Here is a 20,001-nt window from a genome sequence, read left to right on the forward strand (position 1 = left end):
GATCAGCCGCCTTGGACGGCTGTGACGATTTCAAGGTCGTCGTTGTGTTCGAGAGCCGTTGCCGACCATTGGCTGCGCGGCACGATACCGGCATTGCGGGCCACCGCCACACCGAGTCTGCCACCGTCGGCCGCTTGGCCGGAGGGCAGCAGTGCCCGGCCGGTCATGGCTGAAACAAGCTGCGCCACGGTGGTGCCGGCGTCGTAGTGGTGGGGTGCTCCATTGAGTTGGATGGTGCTCATGATGTCTCCTTAGCTGTTCTGGTCACTGTTCTGGTCGCTGAGCGTGTCTGTGCTGGCGGCAGCGTTGAGTGGCGGCGAAAATCTGTCCGGGCGGAAGGGCAGCCATGCCAGATCCGTAATATTTCCCAGCAACTGCCGGACAATCAGGGCCGCGATGGGCGTGAGCAGCACGCCATGGCGGAAGAAGCCGGTGGCGATGATGAGCCCGGCTATATCCTTGCCGTCCACACCTGCCACGCGTCCCAGCAGCGGAGCGTTGTCGGGGGTGCCGGGTCTGGCGCGGGCTGTCATTTCAAGAAGTTCCAGTTCGGCGACGGCAGGCATGAGGACTTGGGCATCACGCAGCAGCTGGTGGACTCCCCCGGCGCTGACACCTGCCGATCCGTCTTCGCGGCTGCTTGCGCCAATCACCACTGTGCCGTCCCCGCGCGGCACAATGTAGACGGGCAATCCGCGCACCAGGCCGCGGATGGTGGCTGTGGTCAGCGGACGCAGGTGTGCAGGAACGTTCAGACGTAGAATGTCGCCATGGACGGCACGCACCGGAAGCGTGAGCCCATCCGGCAATCCGGCCAGCTGCGGCGCCCCGAGCCCGTTGGCGACGATGACTTCACGGGCATGGATTTTGGTGCCGTCGGCGAGCAGCACCCCAGTCACGGCCGACTGAGTATCGCCCGGATCCGCATGCAGCAAGCTTGTGGCCGCCTGGGCGATGAAGGTTTGTTCCGGATCAGTCCTGCCATGTTCGACGGCGGTTCGCAGGAGTTGAGTGCGCAGGGCCTCGGCCATGGCCCGCGGGTCCACCTGATGGTCCGCTTCCACCTTGTAGGCGCAGGAAATGTGCGGGCCCACCATGGGTTCAGCGGCGCGAGCTTCCCGGATGGTCAGCTGCGTGACTTCCAAGCCGTGCTGCAACTGGACGTCCCTGAGATCAGCCAGTGCCTTGCGGTCGGCCGGATCCGCTCCAAGGACAAGAGTCGGAGACGTGTTGAAGCCCGTGTGTGCATCCGCTGGCAGTGAGGCCACGAATTCCGGCCACCGGGCTGCCGAGGCCAGCGTCAGCTCCAGCAGCGCATCTTCCTGATAGTGGAGTTCACTGACGGGGGCCAGCATTCCGGCGGCCGCGAACGTGGCGCCAGTGGCAGGTACCGGGTCGATGACCATGACGCTGCGCCCGGAACGTTGGGCTTCCCAGGCGATGCCAAGGCCCACGATTCCGCCGCCAATGACGGCCACGTCGGCACTGGTTGTTTCAGTGTTCGAAAATTCCTGCACGGTGCGCGCCATCAAGGTCTCCTTCCCTACGCCGGTATGAGCCGGATCAGGTTCCACGTCCGCTGGACGTCTTTCGGTCGGCACATGTCGGTGCCCTCTCAGCCAGCTTCACTGGCTCCCGCGGTACTGCACTAGTCTATGAGATATGAGCACAACTTCTGCCATCCATGACAAATCATCCGCAACAGCCACCCCCAGCCTCGACACAGCCAGGCTGTATTTGTGCACCGACGCACGGGAAAAGCAGGGTGATTTCGCCGATTTTCTGCGTGCCGCCTATGCCGGCGGGGTGGATATCATCCAGCTGCGCGACAAGTCCTTGGAGGCCGCACAGGAGCTCGAACTGCTGGCCGTGCTGAAGTCCGTAGCCCAGGAATGCGGCAAGTTGTGGGCAGTCAATGACCGGGCCGACGTCGCCATGCTCAGCGGCGCACCCGTGTTCCATGTAGGCCAAAAGGACCTGCCGCTGCCTGCTGCACGATCCCTTGTGGGTTCCGAAACGGGCATGGGCTTGTCCTGCCACGACCCAGCCCAGGTGTCTGCTGCCGCTGCCAACCCCAACGCCGACTACTTCTGCGTCGGGCCGGTGTGGGCCACCCCCACCAAGCCGGGCCGTTCCGCCGTCGGGCTATCCCTCGTGGAGCATGCCGCCTCGCTAAAAACCACGAAGCCGTGGTTCGCCATCGGTGGGGTAGAGCTTCCCAACGTCGATCAGTTGGTAGCGGCCGGGGCCTCGCGCATTGTTGTGGTCAGGGCCATCACTGAGGCACAGGATCCGACGGCGGCCGCTGCGGAACTGCTCTCCCGCCTGCCTGCGCTGGGGTAGCGTTTGGGGCGGCTCAACGTCTGGTGCCAGCGCGTCCGAGGCTAGAACGTTTGCCGTTGGTGCGTGCCCGCGGCCTGCAATCCAAGGATCTTCGCCAGGGAATCCAAATGGAGTTCAAAGAGAGCTCCCGGGTCTGCGAAGGTGGTTGCCCCGTACTGGCCAAAGACTTCAAAATTTACGGCACCAAACAGTGCTGCCCATACCAGGATTCCGCGTGCCAGAACATCGTCCGGAACCTCCAACCCCAGTTCCGCACGGACTGCCGCAAAGTTCGCTGAGGGCGTCTGGGCCAGTGCTGGGTCCGATTTCCGTGCCGTGGCTGAGCCAACCGTCTGGCCCTGCATGTGACCCTCCATCGCCCCGGCATGATAGGCCCCTTCGATGAGGTGCACCAGCCGAAGCACAACCCGCGTGCCCGGTGCCGTGGTTTCATTGGCCGGAGCCTCGTATCCTGGCACGGGTGCGCCAAAAAGCAGGCCGTAACGCGCGGGCTCTGCCAGCGCCCACTCCCGCACCGCGTGCCCCAGCGCGCGCAATTGAGCTAAGAAGTCGTCGTGCCCGGCCTCGTCCACAGCGTCGTCCACTGCACGGTCGACAGCGTCACCCAATGCGTTGTAGCCATCTACCAACAGCAATGTCAGCAACTCATCCCGGTTCTTGACGTATCGGTAAACGGCCGAGGACACCACCCCCAGCTCACGTGCCACGGCCCGCAACGACAGTCCCGCAGCACCGTGCACGGCCAACTGCGCACGTCCAATGCTGAGAATTTCCGCCATCGTCTGCTCGCGGGCGCGCTCCCTGGGTGTTTTTGTCATGGCACCATAATTCCGCGTAAACGAGACTGGCGTCAACTTAAGTGAGCACCGCTCTTGACTTTTTTGGGATCGGGCACCCAAACTTAATGCGAGAGCAGCGCTCTCACATCATTGGAACTCTGGGAGATTGAGTGCGTCATGGAAGCTGTAAAAGTTGTTACGGGTGCAGGGCCTGTCGGCTGGACTGTTGCAGCGCAACTGGCTACTGCAGGGCACCGGGTGCGCATCCTCACCAAAAGCGGCTCGGGACCGGAGCACCCGCTGGTGGACCGGTGGCGTGTGGATGTCGGCGAACCTACGCTAATCCGAAATGCCTTGATTGGCGCCGATGCGGTATTTCATTGCATTCACGGCTCAACGTACAGTGCACAGGTCTGGCGGCGGGAGTTGCCCGGCACCGAGAAGAACGTGCTGGACGCGGCAGGCCAGGCAGGCGCCGTGGCGGTCTTCCCGGAGAGCCTGTACTCCTACAGCTCCCCCTCGCAGATCATGACCGAGGGGAGCCCTCGCGAAGCAACTGGCGGCAAGCGGGGTGTCCGCACCATGTTGCTGCAGGCGCGGGCGGCATCAGTGACACGCACCGTGAGCGTGGTGGCCTCGGACTTCTTTGGGCCTCGGGTTCGGAACGCCCATGCCGGCGAACGCATGGTGCCGAGAATTTTGGCAGGCCGGAGCCTGCAGTTCCTCGGAAGTGCCGATGTACCCCACACCTTCAGTTACGTCCCGGATTTTGCAGCGGCCATGATTCGGGCTGCGTCGACCCCAGCGGCATGGAACCAGGTGGTGCACGCACCCAGCCTGCCAGCTGCGTCCCAGCGGGAACTGGCGCAGGCGTTCGCAACGGCGGCCGGAGTCAGGCTTCCGCGGATCGGCACAATCCCCGGATGGGTTGTCAGGGCTACTGGCCTTGTTTCCGTTGACATGCGCGAGTTGGCGGAGACCAGCTATCAATTTAACGAACCTTTCATCATGGACTCCACCGCCAGTTCAGCCTTGCTGGACTTGAAACCCACCCCATTGGTGCGCGCAGCCGCAGAAACCGTCACGTGGTGGCGCAGCCCGGCTAGTGGGCCGCTTCCACATTGAGGGCCACTTTGCGCAAAAGTGCCGCCAGCTGGGCTTCCTCCCTGGCACTGAGGCCCGCCAGCATGTCGCGGTCCCGGGCAAGGAACTTGGGGAATTCACGGTCCACAAGCTGCTGGCCCAGCGGAGTCAGCTTCATCAACACCACCCGGCCGTCGCGCTCCCAATTCAGCCGCTCTATAAGCCCGCGCTTGAGCAGCCGGTCGGCATTTTTGGTGGTGGAGGCTCCGCTGAGCATGGTGGCCGCCGTGACTTCGCTGGCCCGAATGGGACCGCCGGCACGGGCAAGTGTGCACAGGACATCAAATTCAGCCCGCGTCACACCTGCCGGCGCCAGCTCCCTGCCGGCCCGGTGTGAGGTGAGGGCCCCGATCCGTCCGATCCTGCCCATGATCTCGATGCTGGAGACCTCCAGCTCTGGACGGACTTGTTCCCATCCTTGGCGCGCCTTGTCGACAAAGTCGCCCATTTCAGTTTTTGTGCCCATAAGCCCAGTCTAGAGAGGACTCTCACACGCTTCACATCTATTTTACTAGTAAATTAGATAGTAGACTTAATGAATGACCACAACCACCCGCATACGCCATTCCGGCACCGCACTCGCCCATGCCGCCTCAGCCACAACGTGGAGGAAATCCCTGAGTTTGCGCCCTGCTGATGCTGTCTTCGTCCCGGCCATGAAGGTGGGAATCGCTGCTTCCGCGGTGCTGGTGGTGGGTGGATTGACAGGCCAGCAGCACCTTGTGGGCTTGGCAACTCTCGGTGCGCTGGTCTCCGCTTTTGGCCGCTACCAACCTTACGGACGATTGGCCCGGCAGTTGGCTGTGGTGGCCGCAAGCTTGCTAATCGCCACGTGTGCTGGCGCCCTGATGGGGTCGGCAGGGGTTGAGCTGTGGATGCAAATTGCGCTGCTTTCGTTAATAGCCGGAGTGGCCTCCCACATCTTCCATGCCTTCAAGATCACCGGACCCGGTGCCGTGATCCTGGTCTTTGCAGCTTCAGCCGGCGCTGGTACTGCCCACTCATTCACTGACATTGGCCCGGTTCTGCTAGCAGTTTTCATCGGTGCGGCAGTGGGTTGGCTCATCGCCTTGGCACCGGTTCTATTCTTCCCGATGGGACCTGCCCGGCTGGCCACGGCACGCGCCATTGGCGCCGTGCTCCGGTGGGGAGAAATTGGCCAATCAACCATACAGGAAACGGAACTGCGCCAAGCGGCACTGCTGGCTGTGGGTACGGCGCATGATTCGGTGGCCATCAGTGCCTCAAGTCCAGTTCCCGGGAAAAAGCGCGCCACTGCATTGGCCCATCGGGCCCACGCACTGAAGGCGTTGCTGGCAGAAGCATCCATCGTGCTCCTCAACGAACCTCAGACGGCGGCGCGCCTGGACGGTCTGGCGCGTCACGAAGCAGCCTTGCGCAAGGTGCGCGGCCGTCCGACTGCCACTGCCCTGCCTGAAGCACCCCCGGCACCGGCCAGGCCCCGCATGTTTCCCACGGCCCGCATCGCGCTGTTGTCAAAAGATTCCTTCAGCCAGGCACTGCGCATGGCCGCTGCCTCGGCGCTGGCCGGTTGGGCCGCCGTCGTGCTTGGACTTGAGCATCCGCTGTGGGCTTCGATGGGTGCCGTGGCTGCGATGCAGGGGCTCAATTACAGCATCACCGTCCAACGCTCCATCCAACGGCTGGTGGGCAATGTGCTCGGTGCGGTGCTTGCCTTGGTGCTGCTGTCCATGCCACTGGGGTTCTGGCCTGCCGTGGTCATAGTCATCGTTTTTGTCGTGCTCGCTGAATTGCTGGTCATGACGAACTACACGCTGACCACCATCGTGGTGACGCCCATGGCGTTGATCATGACCGGGCTCGGTACGCAGTTGGCGCCCACCGCGGCATTTGCCCGCGTGGGCGACACCCTGGTGGGCGTTGTCATCGGCGTCCTGGTGGCGGCACTGAGCATCTCCATCTCAGACCGCCACCACCTTGTGGCCCGGCGCGAACTACACGGCCAAGGAGAGTTCCATGGCCTGCCCTAGCAGCTCAAAGCTGCGGATCCAGGCTGTCCGGTCGGTGATCTGCGAGGCCACGATCAGCTCGTCGGCGTCGGCCTTGGTGGCAAACTCGTCAAGGTAGGCGCGCACTGCGGGCTTCGTCCCCACGGCCGAGTAGCGACGCATGTTCATCACCTGCTGGCCTGCCGGGGATTCCAGCAGCAGATCGTACTCGGCTTCGGTGAAGGTGCGCCCCGGTGCCACGAGCGCACCGGCCATGCGGCGGTTGGCGGTTAAGGAAAGGGCATTGGCTTCCGACTGGGAGTCGGCCACAATGGCGTTGACGCCGGCAATCACGTACGGCTCAGCCAGGGCAGCTGAGGGCTTGAACTCGCGGCGGTAGATGCGCACGGCGTCTTCCAACGCCGCCGGGGCAAAGTGCGAGGCAAAGGAGTACGGCAGCCCCAATGCCGCGGCCAACCGCGCCCCAAACAGCGAGGAGCCCAAAATGTACACGGGCACATTCGTGTCCTTGCCGGGATAGGCGTTCACGCCCGAAATCCTTGTTTCGCCAGCAAAGTATGCCTGCAGTTCCTGCACGTCGGAGGGGAAGGTGTCCGCAGCGGACGGGTCCCGGCGCAGGGCCCGCATGGTGTTTTGGTCACTGCCAGGTGCCCGGCCCAGGCCCAGGTCGATGCGCCCGGGGTGCAACGTCTCCAGCGTGCCAAACTGTTCGGCAATTTGCAGCGGAGAGTGGTTGGGCAGCATGATCCCGCCGGAGCCCAGACGGATCGTGTTTGTGTGGGCTGCCACGTGGGCAATCAACACGCTCGTGGCCGAGGAGGCGATGGAGGGCATGTTGTGGTGCTCGGCGTACCAAATGCGCGTGTATCCCCACCCTTCAGCCTGTTGCGCCAATTCCACCGATGCGCGGAAGCTGGCGGCAATTCCGTCGTCGCCAATGTGGGCCAGGTCAAGGATGGAGATGGGAAGCGTCATGGGTGCTGCCTTTCAAAGTAGTCATTGGCGCCAACCTCTGAACGCCTGCGGTTATTTCCACCAGTGGAATGTGCCACGTCACGATCGGACACGCTCAGGCAGGGACACTGAGCTTGTCCAGGGCGGCCAGTGCTGCTGCCCGGCCTGCCCTGTTCGCACCCAGAGTGGACGCCGAGGCGCCGTAACCCACCATGATCAGCCGCGGTTCCCGGGCCACCTTGACCCCGTCCATGACGATTCCACCGCCCGGTTCGCGTATTTTCAGCGGGGCCAGATGGTCAAGGGCGGCACGGAATCCGGTGGCCCAGAGGACGGCGTCGGCTATGAAGGTGGTGCCGTCCTTGAACACCGCACCATCAGTGGTGAGTCGTTGCAGGGGCCCTCGGGAAAGCAATGTTCCGGCGGCAATGCCGTTTTGATACTGGTGTGTCAAAGGAATGCCCGTAACCCCCACCACGCTCAGCGGCGGCAGGCCCGCAGTGGTGCGTTCGTTGACCCGGCGTTCAATATCGCGCCCCCAGTCCTGGTTGAACTCGCCGGTTTTGAATTCCGGAGGGCGCCGGGTGGACCAGGCCGTGTCCACACCCGCTTGAGCCAACTGCAGCAGGAATTGCACGGCCGAGGTGCCGCCGCCCACCACCAGGACGCGCAGGCCCGCGAATTCTGCCACGGAGCGGAAGTCGTGGGTGTGCAACTGCCTGCCGGCAAAGGATCCCACTCCCGGGTAGTGCGGCCAGTACGGCTTGTCCCAGGTGCCGGTGGCGTTGATGACCAGGCGCGTGGCGAAGGTGCCGGTGTCTGCCTCCACCAGCAGCCCGCCGTCGTGCGTGGGGGCAGGGCGCACAGCCCGGACCTTCACGGGCCTGCGCACCGGCAGCGAGAATTCCTTTTCGTAGCTGCCGTAGTAGCCGGACACGACGGCGGAAGCCGGCTCGGCGGGGTCGGATGCGGGAAGTTTCATGCCCGGAAGGCCATGGACGGCGTGCGCGGTGCCGAGCGTGAGAGAGTCCCAGCGGTGCAGCCACGCGCCTCCCGGTGCCGGATTGGCGTCCAGCACTACGAAATCCGTTTCCGGCCGCAGCCCCTGCCTGGCCAAGTAGTATGCGGCCGACAATCCGGCCTGTCCTGCCCCAACAACCACCACATCGAGCATCTTTACCTCCTTGAGTGGTTGAACCGGCTGGGCCCGGGGGCTATTCCGTTTGTGTTGCACGCCACTGGAGCGCGCGCTGCGACAGCGCCGTGTCCGCAGCACACGCCACGGCTGCACCCACCGCGTAGGCCACCAGATCAAGTGCCGAAAAAGTGGTTCCAAAGACCAAACGTGCTGCCGGGAAGCTCTCCGCCAGCGCTGCCGGGACGCCTGTTAGCTGGGCAATTTCGATGAACGCGCTGACACCAAAGGCGGCGAGCGCCACCCAGATCCTACGGGCGGCAGGGAGCACGAGCGCGAACAACAGATAGAGCAGCACCGTGAACAAGGCGTCGGCGATCAGGCTGGAAACGTCACCCGGGACGAAGAAGTGCAGCGCGAGCCCCAGTACAGCCACATCGGTTGCAGCAAAGAGCAGCGCAAGGCGCCGGGAATTGGGAGTTCGGGGAAATGCCATGGGCCCGAGTCTAGCGAGGCGGGCACCGGCGTCGGTACGCCGCTGGACTCGGGTGCGTTTTTCAAATGCGGGTTTCAAGCCCGCACGATCGGCAGTTCGTCCCATTCAGTGGTGTACCGCGGCGAGCTGTGCTCGCGTTTCATGGACCAGGCCGGTGGCACGGCCAATCCACCCACACCGATGCCGATGGCCTGCGCCCCAAAGCGGCTGCGTACCTCCCCGAGCACGCCACCCACATCGGCTTGGCTGCCTTGCTGGCTGCCGTCCTGGGCAAACACATCAAACATTTGCGGTCCAGCTGCAGGCTCCAAGCCGTGGAACATGACCCCGGCCCGGAGATAGGCTGCCCCCTCGACAGCGCCTTGTGCCATGGCGGCAACAGCCGCGCGCATCATCACGATCGGGTCGCGCGTGGGTGTGGTGAAGCGGATCGTGGCGGCCGGAAAACTGCCCTCCCCGGCTGCGAAGCGGCTGGTCCCAGCCGTCACCGTCATGGACGACGCACACAGCCCGGAGTCTTGGAGCCGGGCGGCACCGCGCTGGGCATACACGGCCATGACCTCCTCCATTCCGGCCACTGTGGTGACGGGTTCGGAAAAGCTGCGTGAGAACATGATCTGCTGCTTGTCCGCGCGTTCCTCACTGTGTGAAATGCACTCGGTTCCGTTGAGTTCAAGAACGGTGCGCTGGAGCACCACTGAGAATTTCTTCCTAATGAGGGCCGGGTCTGCCGCCTTCAGGTCCGCGATGCTCTCGATGCCCATGAGTTTCAGCCGCGCGGCCGTTTTGCCTCCCACACCCCACAGCCCCGAGGCAGGCACCCGCGCCTGGATGTAGTCGACCTGCCCGCCCGGCATGGCGTCAAGGGCACATACCCCGCCCAGCGCCGGGTTTTGCTTGGCAATCCGGTTGGCGAACTTCGCCAACGTCTTGGTCCCGGCCACACCCACGCACACCGGCACGCCCACGTGCCGCATCACAGCCGCCCGGATGCTGCGCCCCACGACCTGCACCTGTTCCTCATCTCCCAGCAGCCCCACGAATGACTCGTCAATGGAGTACACCTCCTGCCACGTGCCAAAGCGGCCCACAACTTCCATGACCCGAGCACTCAAGTCGCCATACAATTCGTAGTTGCTCGAACGCGCCACCAAACCCCATGCCTTGGCTTGTGCTTGGAGCTGGAACCACGGCGCCCCTGTGGCAATGCCCAAGTCCTTTGCCTCCTGCGAGCGCGCCACCACGCAACCGTCGTTGTTGGAAAGCACGACGACGGGACGTCCTTCAAGCGCCGGGTTGAACACCCGCTCGCAGGAGACATAAAAATTGTTCACATCCACCAGCGCAATATGGGTGATGCTCATGGATTTCTCACGCAAGGCCCAGGTCCAGTTTGAAGCCGAAGCTGACGATGTCCATCAGACATGATGCAGGCACCGGGTGACTACGCCCCACACCGCAAGCTCCCCAACAAGCGGGTCCGCAGCGTCTGCCGGGGACGGTGCATCGGCGGGTTCCGTCACCAAGGAGGGTGCGCCGTCGTGCATCACGAGGCGGCGGATGAGGAGCTCACCCTCCACCACGGCCACGACGACCGAACCGTCGCGCGGAGTGAGGGAGCGGTCCACAATGATTTCATCGCCATCAGCTATGCCCGCGCCGGACATGGAGCTTCCGGAGACGCGCATGACGAAGGTGCAGGTACGGTCCCTGATCAGGTGCTTGTTGAGGTCGATCCCGCCGTGGAAATAGTCCTGGGCCGGGGAAGGGAAGCCGCTGGGAGCAGTATTGGGCGGCGTCGGTGCCACGAGGTCCATACCAAACACCGCACCGCCTCCTAGAACAAACATTCGATATTCAAGCGTACCACCGCAGCCGCAGCACCGGAGTTCCGCCTGCGTCAATCAGTGGTTAAGCCGAGGGCGGGACATCCTCGCATGGACTAGGCAAGCGGTTGGGCACTCGCCTAGGGTGGGAAACGGACGAAAGGAGCATTTCATGAAGAAAATCCTCATGGTACTGACCAGCGTTTCTGAGATTGCTGACACCGGCGAGAAGACCGGCTACAACGTGGCCGAGGCCGCACATCCCTGGAAGGTTTTCAAGGATTCCGGGCATTTCGTCGACTTCGCCTCCATCAAGGGCGGCCAGCCTCCACGCGACACGGTGGACTCCGAGGATCCCATTCAGGTTGCGTTCACGGAGGACGAGACCACGCGCGCAGGCCTTTACAACACGGCCCGCATCGACGTCATTGACCCCGAACAGTACGACGCCCTCTACCTCGTGGGGGGCCATGGCACCATGTGGGACTTCCCGGACAGCGAGGGCCTGCAGAACCTCGTGGCCAGCGTCTACAACGCCGGCGGAGTGGTGGGCGCCGTCTGCCACGGACCGGCCGGCTTGGTAAACGTGAAATTGGAGAACGGGATCCACCTCGTCAATGGCCGGAAGGTAGCGGCCTTCACCAACGACGAGGAGGTAGCCGCAGGCAAGGACAAGGTTATCCCCTTCTTCTTGGCAGACCGGCTCGAGGAACAGGGCGCCACCCACGTCGCCGCCGACGCCTTCGAGGAGAAGGTGGTGGTCGACGAGCGGCTGGTGACCGGCCAGAACCCGGCGTCCGCGGCCGGTGTGGCCAAGGAGATGGAGAAGCTTTTGGCTGAGGTCATCCACCAGGAAAAGGCCGAGGAACAGCACGAGGCGGAAGCCCTGCGTGCAGAGAAGGACGCCGAGAAGGAAGCCAAGAAGGCGGCCGCGGAAGCCGCGGAGCACTGACGCTGACGTAGCACTGATCCCAACATTGCACTGAAACTGACGGCCACCCCGACCCCGGGGGCCGTCAGTCTTTGCTCCCGCCACAACTGGCCGCAAACCTACTCGGGACGACCCGGCGCTGGCCCGCCGTTAGGTGCTGGTGCCCGGTAGTTCTACGGTTGTGGTGTGGCAAGAAGAAAGAAAGCGGACAAGGTTCCAGCAGCAGTAGGTGGCTTGTGGGAAGGCCACCTGCAGGGCAGCACCGGATACCGCAGGGTGCTGGCAGCACTGGCTTGTTCCGGCGTGGCAACGTTTGCGCAACTCTATTCCGTGCAGGGTCTGCTGCCGCTGATGTCACGCGATCTGGGCATCACCGCCGCCCAGGCAGCCCTGTCCGTTTCAGCAGCGACTGTGGGTCTGGCCATCGCCGTGCTGCCGTGGTCCTTTGTTGCCGACCGGCTTGGCAGGGTCCGCACCATGGGCTTGGCCGTGGTCATGGCAACAATTCTGGGCCTGCTGGTCCCAGCCGCCCCGACTTTCGAAATCCTCCTGCTGCTACGTGTTCTCGAAGGTGCGGCCCTGGGAGGGGTGCCCGCACTCGCGATCGCCTATCTGACCGAAGAGATCAGCCCTCGCCATGCAGGTGCAGCTGCCGGTGTCTACGTGGCCGGCACCACCATCGGTGGGCTTTCCGGCCGGTTGATTGCCGGACCCGTGGCGGAGATTGCAGGGTGGCGGGTGGGAACCCTGGTTGTTTCCCTGTGCGCTGCCGCTGCCGCTGTCGGTTTTCTCCTGCTGGCCCCCAAACCCCGCGGATTTGTGCCCGTGTCAGCCCCCGGTGGCTTTGGCGGGGCCCTGCGCAAGTTGGCCCCACAGCTGCGCAGCAAGTCCCTGCTGGCGCTCTACGCCCAGGCATTCCTGCTGATGGGCTCATTTGTCAGCGTTTACAACTACCTCGGTTTCCGGTTGGAGGCGCCACCCTACCTTTTGCCTGCCTCCGCCATAGCGCTGCTGTTCCTGGCATACCTGTCTGGAACCGTGTCCTCACGTGCGGTGGCCGGACTGGCCACCCGGTTTGGCAGGCGCGCCATTCTCCTTGCCTCCACCGGCGTGATGGTGGCCGGCTTGGCCATGACCCTGGCCCATCCGCTGACAGTAATTCTGGTGGGTTTGGTGCTGTTCACGGCCGGCTTTTTTGGCGCCCACAGCATCGCTTCAGGCTGGACAGGAGCGCTGGCCGTCACGGGCCGAGCCCAGGCATCTTCGTTGTACAACCTCAGCTACTACGCCGGTTCGAGCCTGGTGGGCTGGAGTGCCGGTTTCGTCTTTCAACAGTTTGGCTGGACGGCCATGGCTGGTGCCCTGGCGGTGCTGGCGGCCCTGGCCGCTGCGGCTGCCTTAGCGCTGCTTCCCGGCCGGCAGCCCGGTAGCCGGGCTGCCCTATGACCGCTTTTTAGTACGGCAACCCCCGCCTCTCTTGAGGACTACCGCGCGAAAATCCTGACGCCACGGTTACAGTGAAGTCAGAAACCAGAACCCCCAGGGAGCCAAAGTGAACGTTGCCCGAACCAGTGTCGGCAGGTGCAGGTTCTGATGGCCGCCCTGGATGTTGTTGTCATAGTGCTGCTGAGCATCGCCGGCGTGCTGTTTCTGACCCTTCAGTCATGGCTTGCAGCAACAGTGGTGCGGCGCGTGGTTGGTGTACCGATCGGCTGGCCGCGCTCCATCGCCGTCGGCTTCGTCATGAGCGCCGCCATGGGGTTGAGCGTCCAGTACTTGTTTCGTGCGGGAACGGACCAAAATCCCAACGGCCTGAACGTGGCCCCCACCGTGGCCATGCTGTTCTTGATATTGGCCGTCGGCTGGATTTTTGCCCTCGGCGTCGCAGCACTGGTGTTCTTCGAGGCAGCTTTCCCCACAGGCACCCTGCCAAGTTTCAGCCAGATTTTTACCGGCTGGAAGGCTCGACGGCGGCGCACCCGACGCTATGCGTTCGTCATCTCCATCGCGGTGCGCCACGGATTGGGCTCCCGGCTTCGCGGGTTTGGCCACGATGACGGGTTCGCCCAAGATACGAAAACCGCCCGGGCTTTACGCAACGCACTCAATGAAGCCGGCGTCGCCTTTATCAAAATGGGCCAGATGCTCTCCACCCGGGCGGATCTGCTCCCCGAGGTTTACATCCGCGAGCTGGAGTCACTGCAAACCAAAGCTTCCCCAGAACCGTGGGAGGCCATCCAACAAGCCCTGCGGGAACGGCTGGACCAGCCGTTGCATGAGATCTTCAGCCACGTCAACCCTGTCCCGCTGGCTTCCGCGTCCGTGGCACAGGTCCATCAGGCCACTTTGCTGGATGGAACCGAGGTGGTGCTCAAGGTCCAGCGCCCCGGCGCCCTGGATCAGGTGGCCCTGGACACCGACATCATTCTTCGCCTGTCCCGCTGGCTCAACAAGACAACGCCATGGGGCAAGTCCCTGGGGGTGCATGCCTTGGCCCGAGGCTTCGCCGATTCACTGGCGGAAGAGTTGGACTACAGGATTGAGCTGGATAACATGCGCAGCATTGAGCATTCACTGGCGCAATCGGGTAAGTTCGCCGTCACCGTCCCGCACGCCTACCCGGATCTTTCCGGCGAGCGCCTCCTTGTCATGGACAGGCTCCCCGGCCAGCCCGTTAGTTCAGCCGGTTCCTTGTTGACCGGCCTCAGTGCCAGCGAGCGCAGCACCCTGGCCGCCACCTTGCTGGGTGCAACACTGCAGCAGATCATCACCGACGGCGTTTTCCATGCAGACCTGCACCCCGGCAACATCTTCATCACCCCCACGGGGACGTTGGGACTGCTCGACTTCGGTGCCGTGGGCAGGCTGGATCCGGCCACTCAAACAGCCTTGGGCATGATGCTCTACGCCATCGACAAAAATGACAGTGCCGGAGCCACCGATGCACTGATCGAGCTGCTTGACCGCCCTGACGACCTCAATGAAAGGGCCCTGGAACGCTCACTTGGGCAGCTTCTCACCCGGCTTCGCACAGGTTTCGGACCCGGCGGCAGCCAGAAGATGTTCGGTGAACTGTTTGCGCTGGTGATCGCCCACAAGTTCGCCGTGCCGCCCCAGATAGGTGCAGCTTTCCGGGCCCTGGCCGCCGTCGAAGGCACCTTGCTGGTGATCGACCCGGGTCTGGACTTGGTGGCAGCCGCGCGCACCGAGGGTGCCCGGATCATGAATGAGAAGGTGAAGATTGGCAGTGTCAAGGATGAGTTTGAACTACGCGTCATGCAGTTACTTCCCCTGCTCAACCGTCTTCCGCGCCGCATCAACAAAATCAGCGAAGACTTGGAACAAGGCCGTTTCTCCATGAACGTGCGTGTTTTGGGTCATGCCTCGGATCGCCGCTTCCTGACCGGATTGTTCCAGCAGCTCATTGTGGCGATCTTGGCCGGCTCCGCCGTCATTGGCGCCATCATGCTGATCACCGGCAATGAAGGTCCGCTGCTGACCGGTGACATCCACCTCTATGGATTCATTGGCTTCGCACTCCTCTTTGGCGGCTTCGTGCTGGGTATGCGGGCCTTGATGCTGGTCTTCAGAAACGGTGCCGACGACTAACTCCGACTCGCAGAAATTTCGCCCGCCATCGACGTAACGTGCTTGGATGGAAGCATGTCACTGCTCATTGTGCTGCGCGGCAATTCCGGCTCCGGCAAGAGCACATTGGCCCAAGCGTTGCAACGCGAACTCGGTGCCGTTTGGATTGAGCAGGACTACTTTCGCCGTACTGTCCTGGGCGAGGTAGGCAATTACTCCCCGCTCACGGTTGAGCTCATTGAACACACGGTTGCACTGGCGCTGAGCCACGACCGGACGGTTATTGCCGATGGCATGTTCAATGCCCGTAAATATAGTGCAAGCTTCAATACGTTGCGCCGGGCACATGCAGGGCACAGCTTGTTCTACGCTTACGACCTCACTTTGGAGGAGACCCTGCACCGCCACGCCACGCGACCGCGCAAACAGGCGATTTTTGGCGAGAAGGACATGCGCGGCTGGTACCACGGGTGGGACCCGTTGGACGGCATCGAAGAACAGCGGATTTCAGCACACGAATCGCTTGGTGAAGCAATGGCCCGCATACTGGGCGATGTCCAGAACCTCTGAGCCGCCCCTGACGCGGGCCAATCCGAGTTAGGCGGTCAGTCCCAAAAGGCTCATCCGTTTGGAGTGGTTACGCGTCAGCGTCCTGAGGATCTTCGTCACTTCAGCCACAGCCTGCTCGTGGGTGGCATCAGGGCGCAGCCCCACCAGGAAGCTGTGCTTGGCTCCGATGTGCTGCACCTGGCTCAGCGCCTCCCCCACGAGCCGGCGGCCCCATAGTGCAAGCCGGGAGGAAAGCCGCGGGTCTTCGGCCAACATCTTCTTCAACATGGACGTCAGCCGTTCCACTTGTTCATCGCTGGTGCGCACTTGGGCGATCGCTTCACGGGTGGGCGCATCCAGGTGCTCCGCAATGGCTGCATAGAACTCCTCGGTGATCGTTTCCACCACATAGGCCTTCATCAGCGACTCATGCCAGTCTGCCGGACGGGTGCGCTCGTGGAACGCATCCACCATGCGCTGGTAGGGCGCCATGGCCAGTTCCGGGTCCATACCCATGGCTTCCAGGCGTGCACACATCGCTTCGTAATGGCCAAATTCCGAGACCGCCATTTTCCCCAACACTGCCTTGTCGCTCAATGAAGGTGAGTGCCGCGCGTCAGCTGCCAGACGCTCAAACGCGGAGAGTTCCCCATACGCAATGCTGCCGAGCAGGTCCACCACAAAAGTGTCATAGCGGGCCCGTAATTCCCCGGCAGTTACGTAATCATCGGCGTCGGATGCTGAAATACTCATAGGCCCCAGCGTAGTGCTTGCCGCGCCGCCCTTGTTCTTGGGATGGAATCGTTTACGCTGAAACCGTGCCGTACTCCCATATTGGCGTCAGACGTAGCGCCGCGCAGCAGTCACTCGCCCAAGCACTGGCCGCCCTGAGTGAGGAGTTCAAACTCCCTGACGGCTTCGCCCCCGATGTCCTGGCCGAAGTTGACGCCGTCATCGCCGGCCATGCCCTCCCCGCCCCGGATCTGACAGCGCTGCCGTTCATCACCATCGACCCTGCAGACTCACAGGACCTTGATCAGGCAATGTACCTGGCGCGCAGCGACGACGGCTACGTGGTCCACTACGCCATTGCCGACGTTCCCGCTTTTGTGCCTCCCGGAGGCCCGCTGGACGCGGAGACGCGCCGCCGCGGCCAGACCATTTACACTCCCGGCCAGCGCATCCCACTGCATCCGCTGACCCTGAGTGAGGGCGCCGCGAGCCTATTCGCCGACGACACCCGCTCCGCGTTCGTCTGGGAAATCCACCTGGCTGCAGACGGCTCCCAGACCAGCTGCAGCGTTCGACGCGCCACGGTGCGCAGCATCGCCAAGCTCGGATATGAGCAGGCCCAGGAAATGTTCGACGCCGGAAACGCACCACCCGCCTATGCCGGCACCTTGGAGCTGCTGGCCGAGATCGGGACGAAGCGCATCGAGCTGGAACGCGCCCGCGGCGGTGCCAGCCTGAACGTGCCGGCACAGGAAGTGGAGTTCACGGACGGCCGCTACGTCCTGCAATTTCGGCCCAACCTGCCCATTGAGGACTGGAACGCCCAAATTTCCCTGCTCACGGGAATGGCGGCGGCCCAGGTCATGATCAAGGGCAAGGTGGGCATTTTGCGCACCATGCCGCCTCCCGATGAGGAAGCCATTGCCGCCTACCGTGCGCGAACCGTGGCGCTGGATAATCCGTGGGGCACGGACATTGCCTACGGCCAGTACCTGCGCACGCTGAACACCGAAAACCCCAAGGATCTGGCGCTCATGCATGCAGCCACCACCTTGTTCAGAGGTGCCGGCTACACGCCCTTCAACGGTGAAGTCCCGGAAAAGGTTCTCCAGGCTGCCGTGGCAGCGCCCTATGCGCATACCACCGCTCCACTGCGCCGCCTCGTGGATCGTTTTGTGCTGGCCATCTGCGCGGCCCTGTGTGCCAACGAGGATGTCCCGGCATGGGCCATTGACTCGCTGGATGAACTGCCGGACATCATGAATGCCTCCAACCAGCTGGCCTCGAAGGTGGACAGGGCAGCCATTGACACCGTCGAAGCAGCACTGTTGCGTCACTTCGTGGGAGACGAGTTTGACGCCGTCGTGCTTTCCGGGCCGAAGAACAACGGACACAGCTCAAAGGCATCCACCGCCCGCAGCACCATCCAGATTTCCGTCCCTGCTGTGACAGGTTATTGCGAAGGGGCGCTGGAGCCAGGCACCATGGTGCGCGTCAAGCTAGTCAAGGCGGACATCGCCACCCGCACCATCACCTTTGTACCTGCCGCATCCACCCCCATCGGGAGTTAGCGGCTGGGCCGACAGAGTGTCTGGCGGGCTGGACATGTTGGCATTAATTCCGCGCCCGCAGGGGAATTTGGCTGCATGCCGTTAGACTAAAAGGGTAGACATGGATGCCCGGTCGTTGATTGATAGTTTTTAGTTCAACAAACCCGCCCCTGCGCGCGTCTTTTCAGTTCCTCCCCCACCCGCCTTTCCGGCGATGGGAGGGCAAGTTTTTGTTAGCCCGCGATCGGCTTCCCTAAGATTGTGCCGCCGTCCCCGGCTCCGTGAGGCCCATCATTGCGCCCGCGTTGAGCCCAGGCAGGAAGCACCTTGTATAGACGAATTGAACGGTAAGCATTTGAGCATTGAAGCAGATTCCCTCCTGCAGGCTGAAGACAGCAGCGAGAAAGTCGAAATTGACGGCACACTGAGCAGCAACGAGCCTCCCCGCCAGGAAGAGAAGGAAACGTTCGCCAGCTTCGGCGTGCACCATGAGATCGTTTCCTCACTAACTGAGGCCGGCATCATCCACCCCTTCCCCATCCAGGCCATGACGCTGCCCATCGCCTTGACCGGACACGACATCATTGGCCAGGCCAAGACCGGAACGGGCAAGACGCTCGGCTTCGGCATCCCGGCCCTGAACCGGATCGTGGCCCCGAAGGATGAGGGCTTTGAGAAGCTCGCAGCCCCCGGCGCACCCCAGGCCATGATCATCGTGCCCACACGCGAACTTGCCGTGCAGGTTGCCGGTGACCTGGTCACAGCGTCCAAGCACCGCGGCATCCGCATCGCCACCATTTACGGCGGCCGCGCCTACGAGCCGCAGATCGAGGCCCTGCAAAAGGGTGTTGAACTGGTTGTTGGCACCCCGGGCCGTTTGATCGACCTGCTCAAGCAGCGCCACTTGAATGTGAAGCACGTTCGCATCGTGATCCTTGACGAGGCCGACGAAATGCTCGACCTGGGCTTCCTGCCCGACGTTGAGACGCTGATTTCCGGAACACCGGCCGTGCGCCAAACCATGCTCTTCTCGGCCACCATGCCCGGCCCGGTCGTTGCCATGGCACGCCGTTACATGACCCAGCCCACGCACATCCGTGCTGCTGATCCCGACGACGAGGGCCTGACAAAGCGCGACATCCGCCAGCTGATCTACCGCGCCCACAACCTTGACAAGATCGAGGTGTTGGCCCGCATCCTGCAGGCCAACGGCCGCGGCCGCAGCATCATTTTCACGAAGACCAAACGTACGGCGGCGAAGGTTGCGGAGGAATTGGTTGACCGCGGATTCGCCGCAGCCGCCATCCACGGCGACCTGGGCCAGGGCGCCCGCGAGCAGGCGCTGCGTGCTTTCCGCAACAACAAGGTAGATGTGCTTGTCGCCACCGACGTCGCAGCTCGCGGCATCGACGTGGACGACGTTACGCACGTGGTGAACTACCAGTGCGTCGAAGACGAAAAGATCTACCTGCACCGCGTGGGCCGCACCGGCCGCGCAGGCAACAAGGGCACGGCCGTGACATTTGTCGACTGGGATGACATGCCGCGCTGGGCCTTGATCAACAAGGCATTGGGCCTCAGCGTTCCTGAACCCGTTGAGACGTACTCTTCCTCACCGCACCTGTACACCGACCTGGATATTCCCGCCGGAACCAAGGGCCGCCTGCCGCGCAACCAGCGCACGCACGCGGGCATTGACGCCGAGGTTCTCGAGGACCTTGGCGAGACCGGCAAGCGCAACTCCCCCAAGTCGGAAGCCCCCCGTGGTGGAAACCGTGGAGGCAACCGCTCGGGTGCCCGTCATGGCGAGAAGCGTCGCGAAGAGTCCGGTGCCGGTGAGAAGCACGACGGCGGGCGCAACCGCCGTCGTGCATCCACCGAAACTGCCGCACCAGCTGAGGGCGGTGCTCCCACCGAGGCTCGCGCAGCACGCCCCAGGCGCAGCCGCACCCGTCGCCGCAACGGCGAAGTCGTGGCACACCAG

At 63.2% G+C, this 20,001-nt stretch carries 19 protein-coding genes and 1 riboswitch; of the genes, 9 read left to right on the forward strand and 10 right to left on the reverse strand.

Features of this window, described 5'->3' with window-relative positions; all coding sequences use genetic code 11:
• Window positions 1-2: 2 nt before the first annotated feature.
• Both thiS and thiO read right to left on the reverse strand, forming a co-directional pair.
• A complete protein-coding gene (gene thiS / locus Q4P21_RS01555) occupies window positions 3-242 on the reverse strand; it encodes a sulfur carrier protein ThiS (protein WP_207346448.1) in 240 nt (79 codons plus the stop codon).
• A 9-nt stretch (window positions 243-251) separates the two neighbouring features.
• Window positions 252-1,529: a glycine oxidase ThiO gene (gene thiO, locus Q4P21_RS01560; protein WP_303387110.1), complete on the reverse strand. Its 1,278-nt coding sequence runs from the start codon at window positions 1,527-1,529 to the stop codon at window positions 252-254.
• Window positions 1,524-1,648: riboswitch (TPP riboswitch) on the reverse strand. It overlaps the preceding gene by 6 nt.
• A gap of 14 nt (window positions 1,649-1,662) precedes the next feature.
• On the opposite strand from thiO, the gene thiE reads away from it, so the two are divergent.
• Window positions 1,663-2,343 carry a thiamine phosphate synthase gene (gene thiE, locus Q4P21_RS01565; protein ID WP_303387111.1) on the forward strand — a complete coding sequence of 227 codons (681 nt, stop codon included), beginning with the start codon at window positions 1,663-1,665 and terminating at the stop codon, window positions 2,341-2,343.
• Window positions 2,344-2,384: 41 nt separating this feature from the next.
• Here the strand turns inward: thiE and Q4P21_RS01570 are convergent, their stop codons facing one another.
• Complete coding sequence (locus Q4P21_RS01570; protein ID WP_303387112.1) at window positions 2,385-3,161, reverse strand: TetR/AcrR family transcriptional regulator; 777 nt, start codon at window positions 3,159-3,161, stop codon at window positions 2,385-2,387.
• 138 nt (window positions 3,162-3,299) lie between these two features.
• Between Q4P21_RS01570 and Q4P21_RS01575 the strand changes: the two genes are divergently transcribed.
• Window positions 3,300-4,247 carry an NAD-dependent epimerase/dehydratase family protein gene (locus Q4P21_RS01575; protein WP_303387113.1) on the forward strand — a complete coding sequence of 316 codons (948 nt, stop codon included), beginning with the start codon at window positions 3,300-3,302 and terminating at the stop codon, window positions 4,245-4,247.
• Here the strand turns inward: Q4P21_RS01575 and Q4P21_RS01580 are convergent.
• Window positions 4,225-4,731 (reverse strand): MarR family winged helix-turn-helix transcriptional regulator, encoded by a 507-nt coding sequence (locus tag Q4P21_RS01580; protein ID WP_303387114.1) that lies wholly within the window; start codon window positions 4,729-4,731, stop codon window positions 4,225-4,227. The genes Q4P21_RS01575 and Q4P21_RS01580 overlap by 23 nt on opposite strands.
• A 73-nt stretch (window positions 4,732-4,804) precedes the next feature.
• Here Q4P21_RS01580 and Q4P21_RS01585 point away from each other — a divergent pair, with 73 nt between their 5' ends.
• The gene (locus Q4P21_RS01585) at window positions 4,805-6,277 is read left to right on the forward strand and encodes an FUSC family protein (protein ID WP_303387115.1); all 1,473 of its coding nucleotides are present in this window, start codon (window positions 4,805-4,807) and stop codon (window positions 6,275-6,277) included.
• Here the strand turns inward: Q4P21_RS01585 and Q4P21_RS01590 are convergent.
• The 5 genes from Q4P21_RS01590 to Q4P21_RS01610 form a co-directional block, all read right to left on the reverse strand.
• Window positions 6,242-7,231: an LLM class flavin-dependent oxidoreductase gene (locus tag Q4P21_RS01590; RefSeq protein WP_303387116.1), complete on the reverse strand. Its 990-nt coding sequence runs from the start codon at window positions 7,229-7,231 to the stop codon at window positions 6,242-6,244. The genes Q4P21_RS01585 and Q4P21_RS01590 overlap by 36 nt on opposite strands.
• Window positions 7,232-7,325: 94 nt before the next feature.
• The gene (locus Q4P21_RS01595) at window positions 7,326-8,501 is read right to left on the reverse strand and encodes an FAD-dependent oxidoreductase (RefSeq protein WP_369598838.1); all 1,176 of its coding nucleotides are present in this window, start codon (window positions 8,499-8,501) and stop codon (window positions 7,326-7,328) included.
• Window positions 8,425-8,841 carry a DUF2809 domain-containing protein gene (locus Q4P21_RS01600; protein ID WP_303387118.1) on the reverse strand — a complete coding sequence of 139 codons (417 nt, stop codon included), beginning with the start codon at window positions 8,839-8,841 and terminating at the stop codon, window positions 8,425-8,427. Before Q4P21_RS01600 ends, Q4P21_RS01595 begins: the two co-directional genes overlap by 77 nt.
• A gap of 74 nt (window positions 8,842-8,915) precedes the next feature.
• Window positions 8,916-10,205, reverse strand: a complete 1,290-nt coding sequence (locus tag Q4P21_RS01605) for a Y-family DNA polymerase (RefSeq protein ID WP_303387119.1) — start codon at window positions 10,203-10,205, stop codon at window positions 8,916-8,918.
• A 54-nt stretch (window positions 10,206-10,259) separates the two neighbouring features.
• Window positions 10,260-10,658 (reverse strand): LexA family transcriptional regulator, encoded by a 399-nt coding sequence (locus Q4P21_RS01610; protein ID WP_303387164.1) that lies wholly within the window; start codon window positions 10,656-10,658, stop codon window positions 10,260-10,262.
• A 181-nt stretch (window positions 10,659-10,839) separates the two neighbouring features.
• Between Q4P21_RS01610 and Q4P21_RS01615 the strand changes: the two genes are divergently transcribed.
• From Q4P21_RS01615 to Q4P21_RS01630, 4 genes are all read left to right on the forward strand, one after another.
• Window positions 10,840-11,619, forward strand: coding sequence for a type 1 glutamine amidotransferase domain-containing protein (locus tag Q4P21_RS01615; RefSeq protein ID WP_303387120.1), 780 nt, complete (start codon window positions 10,840-10,842; stop codon window positions 11,617-11,619).
• A 165-nt stretch (window positions 11,620-11,784) separates the two neighbouring features.
• A complete protein-coding gene (locus Q4P21_RS01620; protein ID WP_303387121.1) occupies window positions 11,785-13,044 on the forward strand; it encodes an MFS transporter in 1,260 nt (419 codons plus the stop codon).
• 135 nt (window positions 13,045-13,179) lie between these two features.
• Window positions 13,180-15,207 (forward strand): AarF/ABC1/UbiB kinase family protein, encoded by a 2,028-nt coding sequence (locus tag Q4P21_RS01625; RefSeq protein ID WP_303387122.1) that lies wholly within the window; start codon window positions 13,180-13,182, stop codon window positions 15,205-15,207.
• Window positions 15,208-15,261: 54 nt separating this feature from the next.
• Window positions 15,262-15,756: an AAA family ATPase gene (locus tag Q4P21_RS01630; protein WP_303387123.1), complete on the forward strand. Its 495-nt coding sequence runs from the start codon at window positions 15,262-15,264 to the stop codon at window positions 15,754-15,756.
• Window positions 15,757-15,783: 27 nt separating this feature from the next.
• Here Q4P21_RS01630 and Q4P21_RS01635 read toward each other — a convergent pair whose 3' ends face one another.
• Window positions 15,784-16,488 carry a ferritin-like fold-containing protein gene (locus tag Q4P21_RS01635; protein ID WP_303387124.1) on the reverse strand — a complete coding sequence of 235 codons (705 nt, stop codon included), beginning with the start codon at window positions 16,486-16,488 and terminating at the stop codon, window positions 15,784-15,786.
• Window positions 16,489-16,553: 65 nt separating this feature from the next.
• On the opposite strand from Q4P21_RS01635, the gene Q4P21_RS01640 reads away from it, so the two are divergent.
• Together Q4P21_RS01640 and Q4P21_RS01645 are read left to right on the forward strand one after the other, a co-directional pair.
• Window positions 16,554-18,038, forward strand: a complete 1,485-nt coding sequence (locus Q4P21_RS01640; RefSeq protein WP_303387125.1) for an RNB domain-containing ribonuclease — start codon at window positions 16,554-16,556, stop codon at window positions 18,036-18,038.
• A 334-nt stretch (window positions 18,039-18,372) separates the two neighbouring features.
• Window positions 18,373-20,001 (forward strand): DEAD/DEAH box helicase (locus tag Q4P21_RS01645; protein WP_303387126.1); only part of this gene is annotated, 1,629 nt, incomplete at its 3' end.

This window comes from Arthrobacter sp., assembly GCF_030540645.1.
GTDB lineage: Bacteria > Actinomycetota > Actinomycetes > Actinomycetales > Micrococcaceae > Specibacter.